Source organism: Bacteroides sp. L008, assembly GCF_040812255.1.
Taxonomy (GTDB): Bacteria; Bacteroidota; Bacteroidia; order Bacteroidales; family Bacteroidaceae; genus Bacteroides; species Bacteroides vicugnae.
Map to the genome: position 1 here is coordinate 1,579,711 of NZ_JBFNXO010000001.1, position 14,060 is coordinate 1,593,770.

Annotated in this window: 12 protein-coding genes; 1 reads left to right on the forward strand and 11 read right to left on the reverse strand. The window is 39.7% G+C overall.

Translation table 11 applies throughout. The features are described 5' to 3' along the window. Positions 1-8: 8 nt before the first annotated feature. Positions 9-914 carry an HlyD family secretion protein gene (locus AB3G73_RS06445; RefSeq protein ID WP_234133515.1) on the reverse strand — a complete coding sequence of 302 codons (906 nt, stop codon included), beginning with the start codon at positions 912-914 and terminating at the stop codon, positions 9-11. A 16-nt stretch (positions 915-930) separates the two neighbouring features. Beyond that, positions 931-2,190, reverse strand: coding sequence for a TolC family protein (locus AB3G73_RS06450; protein WP_148367488.1), 1,260 nt, complete (start codon positions 2,188-2,190; stop codon positions 931-933). A 161-nt stretch (positions 2,191-2,351) separates the two neighbouring features. Between AB3G73_RS06450 and AB3G73_RS06455 the strand changes: the two genes are divergently transcribed. After that, complete coding sequence (locus AB3G73_RS06455; protein WP_148367490.1) at positions 2,352-3,248, forward strand: helix-turn-helix domain-containing protein; 897 nt, start codon at positions 2,352-2,354, stop codon at positions 3,246-3,248. Between the two features lie 3 nt (positions 3,249-3,251). On the opposite strand, the gene AB3G73_RS06460 is transcribed toward AB3G73_RS06455, so the two are convergent. From AB3G73_RS06460 to AB3G73_RS06500, 9 genes are all read right to left on the reverse strand, one after another. Further along, on the reverse strand, positions 3,252-4,298 hold the full coding sequence (locus tag AB3G73_RS06460; protein ID WP_148367492.1) for a mannose-1-phosphate guanylyltransferase: 1,047 nt from the start codon (positions 4,296-4,298) through the stop codon (positions 3,252-3,254). Between the two features lie 210 nt (positions 4,299-4,508). Next, on the reverse strand, positions 4,509-6,098 hold the full coding sequence (locus AB3G73_RS06465) for an IS66 family transposase (RefSeq protein ID WP_195650751.1): 1,590 nt from the start codon (positions 6,096-6,098) through the stop codon (positions 4,509-4,511). A 73-nt stretch (positions 6,099-6,171) separates the two neighbouring features. After that, positions 6,172-6,540: an IS66 family insertion sequence element accessory protein TnpB gene (tnpB, locus tag AB3G73_RS06470; RefSeq protein WP_195650752.1), complete on the reverse strand. Its 369-nt coding sequence runs from the start codon at positions 6,538-6,540 to the stop codon at positions 6,172-6,174. Then, the gene (locus AB3G73_RS06475) at positions 6,524-6,856 is read right to left on the reverse strand and encodes a hypothetical protein (protein ID WP_217723764.1); all 333 of its coding nucleotides are present in this window, start codon (positions 6,854-6,856) and stop codon (positions 6,524-6,526) included. The genes tnpB and AB3G73_RS06475 overlap by 17 nt, the downstream gene beginning before the upstream one ends. 466 nt (positions 6,857-7,322) lie before the next feature. Beyond that, entirely contained in the window at positions 7,323-9,758 is a 2,436-nt protein-coding gene (locus tag AB3G73_RS06480; RefSeq protein ID WP_367743825.1) for a GumC family protein, read from the reverse strand. Positions 9,759-9,769: 11 nt separating this feature from the next. Continuing rightward, positions 9,770-10,573, reverse strand: coding sequence for a polysaccharide biosynthesis/export family protein (locus AB3G73_RS06485; RefSeq protein ID WP_004303663.1), 804 nt, complete (start codon positions 10,571-10,573; stop codon positions 9,770-9,772). 44 nt (positions 10,574-10,617) lie between these two features. Then, positions 10,618-12,024 (reverse strand): undecaprenyl-phosphate glucose phosphotransferase, encoded by a 1,407-nt coding sequence (locus AB3G73_RS06490; protein ID WP_004303664.1) that lies wholly within the window; start codon positions 12,022-12,024, stop codon positions 10,618-10,620. A 126-nt stretch (positions 12,025-12,150) separates the two neighbouring features. Continuing rightward, the gene (gmd, locus tag AB3G73_RS06495) at positions 12,151-13,236 is read right to left on the reverse strand and encodes a GDP-mannose 4,6-dehydratase (protein WP_367743834.1); all 1,086 of its coding nucleotides are present in this window, start codon (positions 13,234-13,236) and stop codon (positions 12,151-12,153) included. Between the two features lie 13 nt (positions 13,237-13,249). Further along, the gene (locus AB3G73_RS06500; RefSeq protein ID WP_004314913.1) at positions 13,250-13,987 is read right to left on the reverse strand and encodes a WecB/TagA/CpsF family glycosyltransferase; all 738 of its coding nucleotides are present in this window, start codon (positions 13,985-13,987) and stop codon (positions 13,250-13,252) included. Positions 13,988-14,060: the final 73 nt, after the last annotated feature.

Below are 14,060 nucleotides of genomic sequence, written 5' to 3' on the forward strand. Positions count from 1 at the left end.
TTTAATCATTAATTTTTCAATGTCACTCCTCCGTACATACCAATCTTCAATGCTCCGTCATTCTTCACGGCAATTTTCACTGCATATACCAGATTAGCACGTTCATTTTTCGTCAAAATCGTTTTGGGAGTGAACTCCGAACGGTCGGAAATCCATGTCACTACCCCCGGATAAGCTTTCTGCTCCGAGTTTCCATAATCAGCATACACAGTTACCTTATCTCCCAATTTCACTTGCGACAACTGTTCGGAGGTAATGTAAGCCCTCAAATACATGCGATCCACTTCAGCCACTTTAAACAAAGGTTTGCCTATTGCCGCCAATTCACCGGCTTCTGCATATTTTGCCAATACTGTACCTTCGATAGGCGACTGGACATGACATTTAGCTAACTGATCCTCCATCTGTGCAACCTGTATGGCAACCGAATTTCCTTGTTCTATCAGGCTATTTGTACTATTCTGCAATGATGATTCCTGTGCGACAAGCTGCCTTTCAAGCAATTTGACTTGTGCATCCCAATCGTCCAGCTGTTTCTGATTCGCCGCTCCTGCAGCAAGCAGATTTTCCACGCGTTTCTTTTCACGTTCAGCCGTTGCTATTTGCTGTTTGGTAGCAGCTATCTGTTTAGCAAGATCCGGACGTTGGCTTTCCACTGATTTCATATTGGCTTCCAGTTGTAGTTTCTTCAAATACAATTGCACCGTATCCACCAGTCCAATCTCCTCACCTGCTTTCAGCCTTGTCCCCTCTTCTACCTCCAGTCGCAACAACTTTCCGGCAGCTTCGGCAGAGACTATCACTTCCGTGGCTTCAAACGTACCGGTTGCATCATAGCTGGGTATTCCCTTACCACAAGCAGCCAACATTATCAATGCCACTCCATACATTCCTATTTTTGTCATTCGTTCCATATCTAAAGAAGTTATATTAATCATTCGTAGTATATTTCAATTGATAAATTCCCATTAACCGTTGAATTTCATGCAACGCTTTCGACTGACGTGCCAAACTCTCATTGGTCAATTCCCGAAGCATCTCGGTCACCGTCAATGTTCCATTCGCCACTTTGGCTTCTGCCGATTTACGAATATTGGTACGCAAACGGATAATCTCATCATCATCCTGCATTTGCTTTTCCAATGATTGGATAGCCTGATCCTGTTGTGTCATCTCCAATCTTGTATTAAAAAGAAATACATCCCGGTTATTATCCAATTGCCGGCGTTTATTTTCAATTACCTTCCGGTCATTCTTCAAGGTGTATAAACTACCGAAATTCCATGAAAGGCGAACACCCGCAATATAGTAAGGAGAAAATTCATTTTTCAGCATATTCAGTCCGGGGTTTCCATAGGCTCCCTGCACAAACAATCCGAACTGTGGAAGATGACGCACATTCAAAGCTTTCTCCTGTACTTGTAATCCGACTCCTTGCGCATTAAACAAAGACAATTCCGGGCGACGAATCTCACTGACAGCCGAAACCTCATCTTGAGGAACAGGTTTCTCCAAAACCGTTTCCTGTGGCAACTTCTCTCCTACCAGAAGTGAAAGCATCTTCAAATATGCCATACGCGATGAAACCAGTTCTACTCTTTTCTGCTTTGTGTTCAGCTGTTCCACTTTCACAGCATCCAAATCGGCCTGATTGGCAATGCCATTTTCTACGTAGGCAGCAATCTGGCGATAATTTCTCTCCAGTTCATCTTGCAACAATGCATTCTGTTTCAACTGCTCATCCAACAAAAGAATTCCAAAATAAAGGTCATTTACACGACTATTCAGCGCATACATATCCACATTCAGCTTTTCTTTCTCTATCTCCGCTTCCGCAGTCGTTTGTTTCTTCTGCATCCGGATTCCTCCGCCATCCCAGATTTTCTGTTGTAACTCCAACATCACCTGATACTGATCTTTCGGCAGTCCTTTCAAATCCACTCCGGGGAGCTTCACCGGAATTTCTGTTACCTCACTCTGATAAGAAGCTTTAGCCGAAAGGGCAAACTGTGGCAAATATCCTTTTGCCGCATTCTCAAGATTATATTCCTTTGTTTTCTCCACCAGACCATACTGATGTACCAACGGATAATTTTCCTGCGTCTTCCGTTGACATTCTTCCAACGTTATCTGCGCATTTATTCCCGATACAAACAATAAAAAGGAGAAACTGAAAAACATTCTTTTCATACACATCATTTCTTTAATTTCTTCAAAAGACAAAGATAGAGATTTCAAAGATACATTCACATTCCGATAGTTAGTAAAAATATCCCAATAGTTCGATAAAGAGAAAGAATAAAAGGCTATTTGCTGATTTTTATTATCTTTGACGGAAAAAACAGATAGAGATGGAAAAGAAAATACCATTGAATATAGGTCTCGAAATCTTAGAAAATCCGGATGTCGTCCGACATAACGAATTCCGTTACATATCTCCGCATTTTGGATTCGTAAATAGCTTCGCCCAATTAGAATCCAATCTTATCATACTGGGCCAGCCTTATCGTATCAAAGAAGGACGCATCGCAGTCATCAAACAGGGATATGCACGCGTATTAATCAACCTGATAGAAGAAACCTTTCAGCGGGACAAGCTACTATTAATTGTTCCGAATTCCATTCTTCAGATTATAGAAGTCTCTCCGGATTTTGATATGCAGATGGTAGCCATGGACGCAGAATTTCTTTCTATAGCCGGAAAAGACAATTTCTTCACTCATCTTTCACAGTTACAGAAAAACCTCATATTATCTCTGACCTCACATGAGTACGACTTGTTTAAGAGTTACTTTGCTTTAATATGGAATATATTACAAGAACCGACATTCCGACGGGAAGCTATTCAATATCTACTGATCAGTATTCTGTGCAATATAGAATATCTTGTCAAAAACAGCAATCAAAAAGAACAGAGCTGCCAGACACATCAGGAAGAGATTTTCCAGCGTTTCATTTCTTTAGTCAATGCTTATAGCAAGAGAGAACGTAATGTTAGTTTTTATGCGGATAAGCTATGTCTCACTCCCCGCTATCTTAACACTATCATCCGCCAAACCAGTCAACAAACAGTAATGGACTGGATAAACCAGTCCATTATATTAGAAGCTAAAGTATTGCTAAAACATAGCAATCTGCTTGTTTATCAAATTTCTGATGAATTGAACTTCCCTAATCCTTCTTTTTTCTCGAAGTTCTTTAAGCGAATGACAGGAATGACACCACATGAATATCAATTCTCGAAATAAATTTTATTTCGAGAATTCCTTAATTCTTTGCTCTTCTTCCAGCTTGCAGATCAATAATGTGTTATCTTTCTCTGCAATGATATATCCATCCAAGCCTTGAATGACTACTCGTTTTTCTTCGCTGGCATGCACAATACAATTTTTACTTTCATACAAACGGATATCGGTTCCTACGGTTGCATTTCCAGACTTATCCTGTGGAAGCAAACCGCGAAGTGCTCCCCATGTACCCAGATCTGACCAGCCAAAAGAAGCGGGAAGTACATAAATCTCCTGTGCTTTCTCCATCACTGCATAGTCGATAGAAATGCTTTCGCAAGTAGGGAATAACTTCTTGATCGTTTCATTTTCTTTCTCTGTATAGAAATCGGGGAAAATGCGATCGAAAATTTGTGCGATGCCCGGAGCATATACACGCAGCACGGAAGTAATAGTACGCACGTTCCACACAAAGATTCCCGCATTCCAGAAGAAATTGCCTTCTGCCAGATACTTTTCGGCAGTCTCTTTATCCGGTTTTTCCTTAAATGCATCTACAGTGTAAATCTCTTTATCTGTCTGGAGCTGATCAGCAGCAGCAATATATCCGTATCCGGTTTCCGGACGAGTTGGCCGGATACCTATCGTTACAATGGCGCTGCCATCATCTGTGAAACGAAGGGCTTTCTCCATCACTCTACGGAATTCTCCCGTATCAATGACTAATGCATCCGAAGGAGTTACTACAATGTTAGCATTCGGATGTTTTTTCTTGATCTTCCAGCAAGCAAAAGCAATGCAGGGTGCAGTATTGCGCGCACAAGGCTCCGCCAAAATATTACTTTCCGGAATTTCCGGCAACTGCTCCCGAACAATATCAATGTATTTTTCAGAAGTTACGACCCACATATTTTCTTTAGGGCAAACACCGTCGAAACGATCTGCCGTCAACTGAATCAGCGACCGGCCACATCCCATTACATCAATAAATTGTTTAGGACATTCCGGAGTGCTCATCGGCCAGAAGCGGCTCCCTATGCCACCAGCCATTATTACAACATGATTATCCATACCTGTTATTCTCCTGTTAAAAAAATATTCTTTAAAATAGGTGTGCAAGGTACGCTAAAATGTCCAAAACAGCAAATAAAGATAAGAGTATTTGTAAGCTCCCAATAAAGTACCAATATTTATTATGAAGTAAGCATCCGATAAAGTACACTATAAAAAAATGGCTGTATCTCCTTTCCTGGTAAGCAGCCATCTATCGTTGTATCTCCATCATTCTTTATTCTTTTCCTTCCATTTGTGTGGCAACATTTGTAACAGTTCCTCATAATTTGCCTTCTGCATATATGGCATTCTTGCTATAACGTCATTCAGATAAGTGCGCGGATTTACTTTATGCGCTTTGCACGTAGCCAGTAACGAACAGACGACACTCATGCTGACGGCCGCCTGATGGTCTCCACAGAACAAGTAGTTCTTTCTACCCAATGTGATTGGTCGGATGGCATTTTCCGCCAGATTGTTATCAATATGGATACGTCCATCCTGCAGATACCTCATCATATTCTCCCAGCGGGTATAGGCATAGGTTATCGCCTTTCCGGTCAGGCTGTTTGGGCTGTATTTTATCCCTTCTGTTTCCATCCATAGCTTCAAGGCATCCATAATAGGTCCGGCAAGTTCCTGACGTTTTCCCATTCGTTCATTTTCTGTAAGCTGCTTCTGGTCACAGTCATGTTCTATGCGATATAGAAGCTGTATTTCTTTTAAGGCATGTTCCGCCATCTGCCTGTTTTCAGCAAGTGCCTGCTCAAAATACCTGCGTATATGAGCCATGCAGTTAACAAGGCGCACATTCGGGTTGACCTTGAAAGCCGATTCGTAACCCTCAAAGCCGTCACATTGGAAATAACCCTTGAAGTCTTTAGCCAGTTGCCCTATCACCGTACCTGACCGTGATCCTTTGTCATAATGGAAAAGCACCAGTCGTTCGACTACCGCCCTGACCATCCACAAGTATTCCTTGTTGGTCTGATGTCCTGCCTTGTCCAGTACAGGTACGGTCGTTTCATCCCCCTGTATGTAGTCGGATTTCATGATTTCCTGCCTGAGTACCTCGTAAAGTGGCTTGAGAAGTTCAACCGCAGGCTTGAACCATCCGTCTATGGTACTTTCACTAGCTTTGAAGCCCAGGTGATGCAACTGTTTCACCTGGCGGTAGAAGGGAAGATGATACTCATATTTCTGCAGGAGTATCTCCGCCAAAAGTGTAGGTCCCGCTATTCCTTTGTATATAGGCAACAGCGGCATGGCGGCTATCTCCACTCCTTTTCTGCCGACCGGTGGAAGTGAAGTGTTGTCTTTAAGGGCATATTTGGGCCGTACAATCTCCTTTATATAAAGTTGTCCGGGCTTATGTTCCACCACACGGGTCACTTCCTCACCAATCTTCCTGTACAGTTCCAGGTCAATGTCTTCCGGCTCGATGATTACCCTTTCAAGTACGGGAAGACCTTCCATTATCCTGCGGTTATTCCGTTCCCGTTTCTTGCTCTCCACCGTTTCTTTTGTGATTGTCTGCACCGCTACTTCACGCGCTTTTTCCAGTTCAGCCGCGTTATCAGGAAGAAAGTCACCGAACAGGTCAGGCTGGTTGGAATCAAGAGACGGGAGTTTCTCTGACTTGTGACCGAAAAGCTGGCGGTTCAGCCATGCGACTTGAGCCGTCAGCTCATTGAGACGGTTCTGTAAGGATTCATTCTGCCGGGTAAGCCTGATAATGGTCTCAGCCTGGGATGCGTTCACCTGCTGCAGGGACTGCAGCATTGAGTTCATCTGTGAAAGCATCTCTTCCTGAGTCATAATCCGTTTCTTTTAATTACACTATAAATGTACAAAATATATCCCGGACAGACAAGGAATACGACATCTATTTTTATACAGTATATACATTTCGTTCCGCCCTCAGACGTCTCAAACGCTGCCCGGGAGATTCACGGATTCCTTCCACCATAATGACAAGATCGCGCCATTCCATCGGATAGCTGCACGATTTCTCGTCATATTCGGGAATCTTGAAATGACCGGCTTCAAGGCGCTTGACATACATCACCAGACCGCCATCCTCGGCATGGAGAAGCTTCATCAATTTACGGCTGCTGCCAATGAAGATGAATACATCACCGTTCCTGACACTGCAGCCCATACGCTCGTGTACCACACCGCAGAGAGAACTGATACCCTTGCGCATATCAGTCCTGCCGGGGCAGAGAAAATACCGCATCGTATCATTCAGGCAGAACATGGCAACAGGCGTATTGGTTAATCAAACGGGAAGCGGCCTCTTCCATACCGGCACCCAAATGGGCACGGACGCCATTAGGAAACAACAGGGTCATTCCGGAAACAGAAGAGGAGGAAGCAATACAGGGGGACGTCAGGCTGATGGGGGCTAAGACTGATTGGGGAGCAGATGTCTCGTGATCGGGAACACTGGAAGATTTACGTTTCCAATAATTGTACGTGGAGTAACTGACATGTTCACGTTGCAGAAATTTCAGAAGACTCAGACCGCTTAAACGATGCAGTTCCTGTAAAGAGGTAAATTGTTCTTTTGTCATAATGAAAATATGTTAGAAGTTCATGCAATATTGCACAGGCAAAGGTGCTATGAAAATATGACAGAGAAAACGGGTACTTTATCGGATGCTTACATTATGAAGAAGTATTCAATATAAAAACGGAAGACAACAAAAGTGCTATCTCCCGTTTTGAGTTGTATATTATCTAGTGATAATATCATTTCAAATATCAACGATCTTCACAGACAGTTGATATAATAGAAATCACATCGGATTTACACCGACATGAGGGCGTTGATCAGGAATACACCGCCGTATATTTCCTGACCACAAAATGTAGGGACTTCATGTGTGTAGCATGAAGTTAGGGACCTACATGTTCCATCTCACTTTTGTGTAAAGTATTAAAAGTACTCTATGACATTATTAACTTAAAAAAATCTTGGTCACCAATAAATCTTACCTATGCATTCTGCATCGAAACCCATTGACCGCTATATTGAATCTACTCTTCCTTGGTATGAGATTGTTCTCCATATCCATAACCGTAGCCATATCGCTTACCATAACCATAGTACTTACCATATTTACCATAACCATAATAATAACCGTACTTTCTTCTCTTTAAATCCAGACCATTTATCACAGTACATAGGTTAGGTAATTTATCTTTTTCAGCAAGTTCGTTAATCAAAGTATATTCATTCTTGTGAGTATAGTCTGCACGACAGACATAAACTGATAGATCAGCCACACGTCCAATCAACAAAGTATCAGTTACCATACCAACAGGAGCGGTATCCAAAATCACATAATCAAAATTCTTCTTGAGCGTTTCAATCGCTTTATTCAATCCATCACGGGCCAACAATTCGGTCGGATTAGGAGGAACTGTTCCACCAGGAAGAATATAGAGATTCTTACTGACATCGGAAAGCTGTACCAAATCCATCAAATTCTTTTCCGGATTGGCCAAATATTGAGTTATACCAACTTCTTTTCTCGGAATATTAAAGACCTTATTCAAACCCGGTTTACGAATATCAAGACCTACGATTACCACTTTCTTCCCTAATAAAGAAAGACTAATAGCAAGGTTAGCAGAGATAAAAGATTTACCCTCACCGCTGACTGTAGAAGTAACCAAAATCACCTTCTTATCATTTTCAAGCATAAACTGAAGATTCGTTCGGATATTCCGGAAGGTTTCACTCATCAGATTATTTTGATTCTCAAATACAGCAATAGCTCCCTGTTTTTCATCAGTTAATGGGATATCACCGACAATAGGTAAACTCGTGAGCTTTTCTACATCAGAACGACCTTCAATCCTAAACTTAGTCAAATTGATTAAATAAATGACACCTACAGGAATTCCGACACCTAGAACTAAAGCAATTAAATAAATCATCTTACCTTTAGGTGATACAGGAATTTCATCAGCAATAGCATCATCAATTATTTTAGCATTGTTAGCTGTAGCAGCCAAAGTAATAGCATTCTCTTCACGTTTCTGTAAAAGCAACAGATACAATCCAGACTTGATCTCTTGCTGACGAGCAATACTCACAAACTGACGCTCCTGTCCCGGAGCCTCATTGATACGGCGAGAAAAACGACTAGCTTCACGATCCAAATCTGTTTTTGTTATCAGTAGTCCCTGTAAAGTACGGTCAAGAGTAACATCCACATTCATCTTCATCGCACGAATACTTGTATCCAGATTTATAATTGTAGGATTGTTTTCTGTAGAAGTGCGCAACAGACGTTTACGTTCCACCAGCATTTCGTTATAACGATCAATTTGAGCTACGAGTCCGGCATCCTGCAGACCAATATTACCAGGAAGTACCTCATATTCATTTCCTCTCATATATCTACGCAAATCCTCTACCAAATTGATTTGCGTTTGGTTCTCTACACGTTTCTTTTCATACTCCGCATTTCCTGTCAAAGCTATTTGAGCTTCACTCGTCAAATCCGTAATACCAGCATTTCGTTTAAAAGTCTCCAAACTTTCTTCAGTACTTCCTAACTCTTTTGATATAATGCCAATACGCTCATCAATAAACTCCGCTGTCTTTTGAGCAATTTCATTCTTATCATTATTCGTATTGATATTATACATTTCCAAAAGCTTATTAATAAAATCCTGCCCACGTCGTAAGCTGGAATTCTTCAATGATATAACTGCAACAGAAGTTGTTTTCGAAGTAGGCTCGATAGTCATACTTTTGCAATACCATCTTGCTACACGCAAAGGATTATTTATAGTCGCTGTTATATTACGAACTTTTTTCTCCAAATCAACATCTTCAGTTCCCTTAGAAATCAAAGAATCGGGACTCATGAAAAAAGCTAATGTTCCCCTTGCAGTAGGGAAAACTGCAGGTAATTTATCAAAATGCTTTTGGAATTCATCGTCTCCCACCTTTACATTTACATCCAAACTTCCTTGTGGCTGTAAAGCCATCTCCACAATCATAGGATCATCCAATAATTCAGCCTCTTGTGGAATCAGATTAACTTGCACAGGAGATGTCTTATACATATCCTGTGCCGGAAATTCATCTTCATCTTTATAAGATATATATAAATTCAAATCTATAACAACTTCTTTCGCAATAGTCTTAGAACGAAGTACTTCAATCTCATTATCGATATTTTGAGAAGAAGAGATCAAACCATCCAACCCTAAATTTTCCAATTCTGATGCCATACCTGCTCCTCCCCCTTTTTTATCATCTTTTATCAGCACTGTAGCTGATATATTATATACCGGAGTAGCCATACGCAAATACAACCATGCCCCTAGCAAAAAGACAACAACTGTCCCAACAAACCAAGGCCAATGAATCAAATATTTAAACAGAATTTCCTGAAAATCAATCTTCTCTTCATTCGCTTCCTGTTCCACATTATATACTTTTTTTTCTTTCATCTCTTAAGACGTTACTTTAAGATATTAAACAATAGACTGGCAAGTGATACCAAAATAGAAGTCGCAGAAAACCATAAACTAGTACTATTACCGATATCAGAGTTACGAGCTTTCGCCTTATTCGGAGTCACATAAATAATATCGTTCTGTTGTAACCAGTAATAAGGAGAAAGAATAGTTTCAGCCTTGTTCAAATCCAGAGTAATAATCTGTTGCTTCCCACTTGAATCTTCACGAATGAGTCTTACATTGTCACGAAGTCCATAAACAGTCATATCACCTGCCATAGCAAGTGCCTCTAATAAATTAACCTTTTCATTAGAAATTGTAAATGTACCCGGACGAGTCACCTCACCAATCACTGATATTTTATAATTTACCATACGCACTGTTACAATTGGAGTTTCTGTAATATATGGCTTCAATTTATCGACAATCATCTGTTCCGCTTGTTTCTTTGTCAATCCTCCCAACTTCAATTCTCCCAATACAGGAAAATTAATTTTTCCTTCATTATCTACCAGATAAGGTTGCAGCATTGGTTGTGCCGTGGTAAAGGTTGAATTACTAGAGGCTATACCGCTGGGACTAGCAATTGTCAAATTGAATGGTAAAGCCAATTCCGGACTGGTGCAAGACACTACAATTGTCAACAAATCCTTTGGCATAATTTTAGCGTCATACAAATTCTCCTGTTGAGTTGCTTGTTCCACAACTTCCACATCCTGTAAATAAGGAACTTTTTTATACGATTGGCAAGCTACCAACAAAAAAGGTAACAACAACAATCCCAACTTCTTATTAAGTCTTCTCATAATCTATTTTATTTATTTTATTACAACTAATTACCAAACTTTTATTAATACGCCTCCTTTTCTCCATGAATTGCATTATACACTGTCTTGTACATAATATAAAGATCTAATAAAAATGTCCAATGCTCAATATACCAAATATCACGCATCACACGACCTTCCATCTGCCAAAGCTCTTTTGTCTCACCACGATAGCCCGTTACCTGTGCCCATCCTGTTATACCCGGTTTAACAAAATGACGAACCATAAACTTGTTGATTAATTGAGAATATTCTTGAGTATGCTTTAACATATGAGGACGTGGGCCAACAATAGACATATCGCCTTTAAACACATTAATAAATTGTGGAAGTTCATCAATGCTAGTCTTTCTTATAATCTCCCCTATCCTAGTTTTACGTGGATCATGCTCTGTAGCCTGGAGAGTATCACATTGAGTATTCACTCTCATTGAACGGAATTTATAACACCAGAACTCCTTTCCATCTTCACCGCTACGCTTCTGTTTAAAAAAGATAGGTCCCGGAGAACTCATCTTTATAGCAACTCCAACAATAATATAAATAAATGGGAAAATGGTACATAAAAATAATGTAGAACACACTATATCAAAAGTGCGTTTTACTATACGGTTCTCAAGCAACTCTAAAGGTTCACGACGAATAGATAAAACAGGAACATTTCCCAACATTTCAAAATGCATCCGACGTTTCAAATAGTTGCGAACATTCGGAACACTAAAAAAACGAACTAAATGGTTCTCACAATAATTAATAATAGGAACAATTTCAGCACTACGAGCGGAAGGAAGACTACAATAAAGCTGGTCTACTCGCCCCACATTCTGCTCTAAAAAGTTGTTTACCTCTTGAGGATGCCCTAAATATGAAACATCGCTTGGATAACGGTCTGAAGGAAAATCCTCAAAATATCCAAGAACACGATAACCCGAAGTGGGATCATCTGTCATTGCGTGATAAAGCTCCTGCATGTTCTCATGACTTCCAATCAATATCACTTTACGAACATTCCCTCCTTGCTTACGATAAAGTTCCAAAAAGTAACGAAAAGCCAAACGATAGCTTACTATTACCAATATCAGAACAATATAAAACAAACCAAAAAGCCGGGAATGAGAAAACTCAAAATGAAAAAGTAATAAAATACAGACTGAAAGTAATACAAAAGGAACCATGTTACGTAAAACACGGACCATGATTTGTTCAGGACGGACTACCGAACGATGAAGAATAACTCCGGAGTGCATATTACAAAGTAGATAACATAAAGTTATCAAAGCCATACCTTGAAGGATGGAACCACAATTCTCGCACCAAAAGCGGTTACCAAAAAACTGTTCAAATCCCCATAAAAGCAGGTTCAGCAAAATAAGATCCCCCAAAAGGACACAAGATTTTAGGACTTTGTTAAAACGTTGGACTTCCTGCATATGTTTTTAGTTATGATTGATATAAATTAGTCATAATACCACCTATGTGCACGACAGTGAAAAAATACCGTACCAGAATACTCTACCATATACTATTCAAAATTCTTGTCTAATATGACAGCAATATTATTCTCTATTCATCGACTCTTGCATGTAGAGCCTCTTTACAAATTTCAAATCATGAGAAACCATTATTTTTATAAGTTCTTCAAAAGATGTCTTCCGAGGATTCCAACCAAGTAAAGTTCTTGCTTTTGTAGGGTCACCCAATAATTGTTCAACTTCTGCAGGGCGAAAATATTTAGGATCGACTTCCACCAAAACTTTCCCAGTGGCCCCATCAATCCCCTTCTCATTTACCCCCTTGCCTTCCCAACAAAGATTAACACCTGTTTCTTTAAATGCTGACGTAGTAAATTCACGTACTGTATGATACTCTCCTGTAGCAATTACAAAATCTTCAGGTGCATCATGTTGGAGAATCAACCACATACATTCTACATAATCTTTAGCATATCCCCAGTCACGAAGAGAATCAAGGTTACCCAAATAAAGTTTGTCTTGTAAACCTTGAGCAATACGTGCAGCCGCCAACGTAATTTTACGAGTTACAAAAGTTTCACCTCTCCGCTCACTTTCGTGATTGAACAGGATTCCATTTACCGCAAACATTCCATAACTTTCACGATAATTCTTGGTAATCCAAAAACCATACTGTTTAGCCACTCCATATGGAGAACGGGGATAAAAAGGTGTTGTTTCCTTTTGAGGAACTTCCTGAACCAAACCAAATAATTCAGAAGTCGAAGCCTGGTAAATTTTAGTCTTCTTTTCCATACCCAAAATACGAACCGCTTCCAACATACGAAGTGTACCAATAGCATCAGCCTCGGCTGTATATTCGGGAACATCAAAAGATACTTTTACATGACTTTGAGCTGCCAAGTTATAGATCTCATCTGGTTGGACTTGCTGAATAATACGAATTAAAGAACTACTATCTGTCATATCACCATAATGGAGATTTATCAAACGGTCTTTTTTCATATCACGTACCCATTCGTCTAAATAAAGATGTTCGATACGACTTGTATTGAATGATGAAGAACGGCGAAGAATACCGTGGACCTCATAACCTTTTTCTATTAAAAATTCTGCCAGAAATGAACCATCTTGTCCTGTAATACCTGAAATTAATGCTATTTTTTTCATAAAATATTCTCTATTAATTATGATCCATAATCATTCCATTTTTCTCTTTTAAAATATTCCACAAGAATAAAACATTTCCTATAATATACCTACGCCACATTCTTTTCGGTTCTTTCAATAAACGATATGCCCATTCTAATCCGTTTTTCTGCCACCATTGAGGAGCCCGCTGCACAGTTCCTGCAAAAAAATCGAATACAGCTCCAATTGTACCTATATGACAATGAACATTAAGTTCATTCAAATGCTCATAAGCCCATTTTTCTTGCTTGGGTGCAGTCATACCAATCCAAAGCAGATCAGGATTAGCCATATTTACTGCATTAATCATTTCTCGATTTTCTTCCTCTGTAAAACTCGATTTGTAAGGAGGAGAATAAGTCTTAACTTGAATATTAGGATAGACAGTCTTCACTTTTTCACACACCAAAGACAATGTTTTCTTACTACTTCCCAAAAAGAAGCATACTCCCCCTTTCTGATTTAATTTATTCATTTCATATTGAAACAAATCCCATCCGGCTGTACGTTCTATTTTTTCACCCCGTAGAAATTTAAAAGCAAGCACCATACTGATACCATCCGGAATCAATGCTCCTCCTTTTAATAATGCTTCCTGAAAAAGCGGATCTTTCAAGGCAGTGTTATACGAATGAGCATTAATCGTATTAATCAGCAACTTGCCTTCGGGTAATGACGATAAATCCTTCTGATTCTTCAGAAGAATAATTGTTTTAAGACAAAGTTTCATATATATTAAATAAGAAATTATCTGATTATGAGGACTTTCGAAATGTGCTATTAAGTAGAAAAGATGATATTCG

Excerpts from the sequence above, each read along its gene's own strand:
- AB3G73_RS06445 (WP_234133515.1), bottom strand. The coding sequence starts at position 914 with ATGGAACGAATGACAAAAATAGGAATGTATGGAGTGGCATTGATAATG.
- AB3G73_RS06450 (WP_148367488.1), bottom strand. The coding sequence starts at position 2,190 with ATGAAAAGAATGTTTTTCAGTTTCTCCTTTTTATTGTTTGTATCGGGA.
- AB3G73_RS06455 (WP_148367490.1), top strand. The coding sequence starts at position 2,352 with ATGGAAAAGAAAATACCATTGAATATAGGTCTCGAAATCTTAGAAAAT.
- AB3G73_RS06460 (WP_148367492.1), bottom strand. The coding sequence starts at position 4,298 with ATGGATAATCATGTTGTAATAATGGCTGGTGGCATAGGGAGCCGCTTC.
- AB3G73_RS06465 (WP_195650751.1), bottom strand. The coding sequence starts at position 6,098 with ATGACTCAGGAAGAGATGCTTTCACAGATGAACTCAATGCTGCAGTCC.
- tnpB (WP_195650752.1), bottom strand. The coding sequence starts at position 6,540 with ATGTTCTGCCTGAATGATACGATGCGGTATTTTCTCTGCCCCGGCAGG.
- AB3G73_RS06475 (WP_217723764.1), bottom strand. The coding sequence starts at position 6,856 with ATGACAAAAGAACAATTTACCTCTTTACAGGAACTGCATCGTTTAAGC.
- AB3G73_RS06480 (WP_367743825.1), bottom strand. The coding sequence starts at position 9,758 with ATGAAAGAAAAAAAAGTATATAATGTGGAACAGGAAGCGAATGAAGAG.
- AB3G73_RS06485 (WP_004303663.1), bottom strand. The coding sequence starts at position 10,573 with ATGAGAAGACTTAATAAGAAGTTGGGATTGTTGTTGTTACCTTTTTTG.
- AB3G73_RS06490 (WP_004303664.1), bottom strand. The coding sequence starts at position 12,024 with ATGCAGGAAGTCCAACGTTTTAACAAAGTCCTAAAATCTTGTGTCCTT.
- gmd (WP_367743834.1), bottom strand. The coding sequence starts at position 13,236 with ATGAAAAAAATAGCATTAATTTCAGGTATTACAGGACAAGATGGTTCA.
- AB3G73_RS06500 (WP_004314913.1), bottom strand. The coding sequence starts at position 13,987 with ATGAAACTTTGTCTTAAAACAATTATTCTTCTGAAGAATCAGAAGGAT.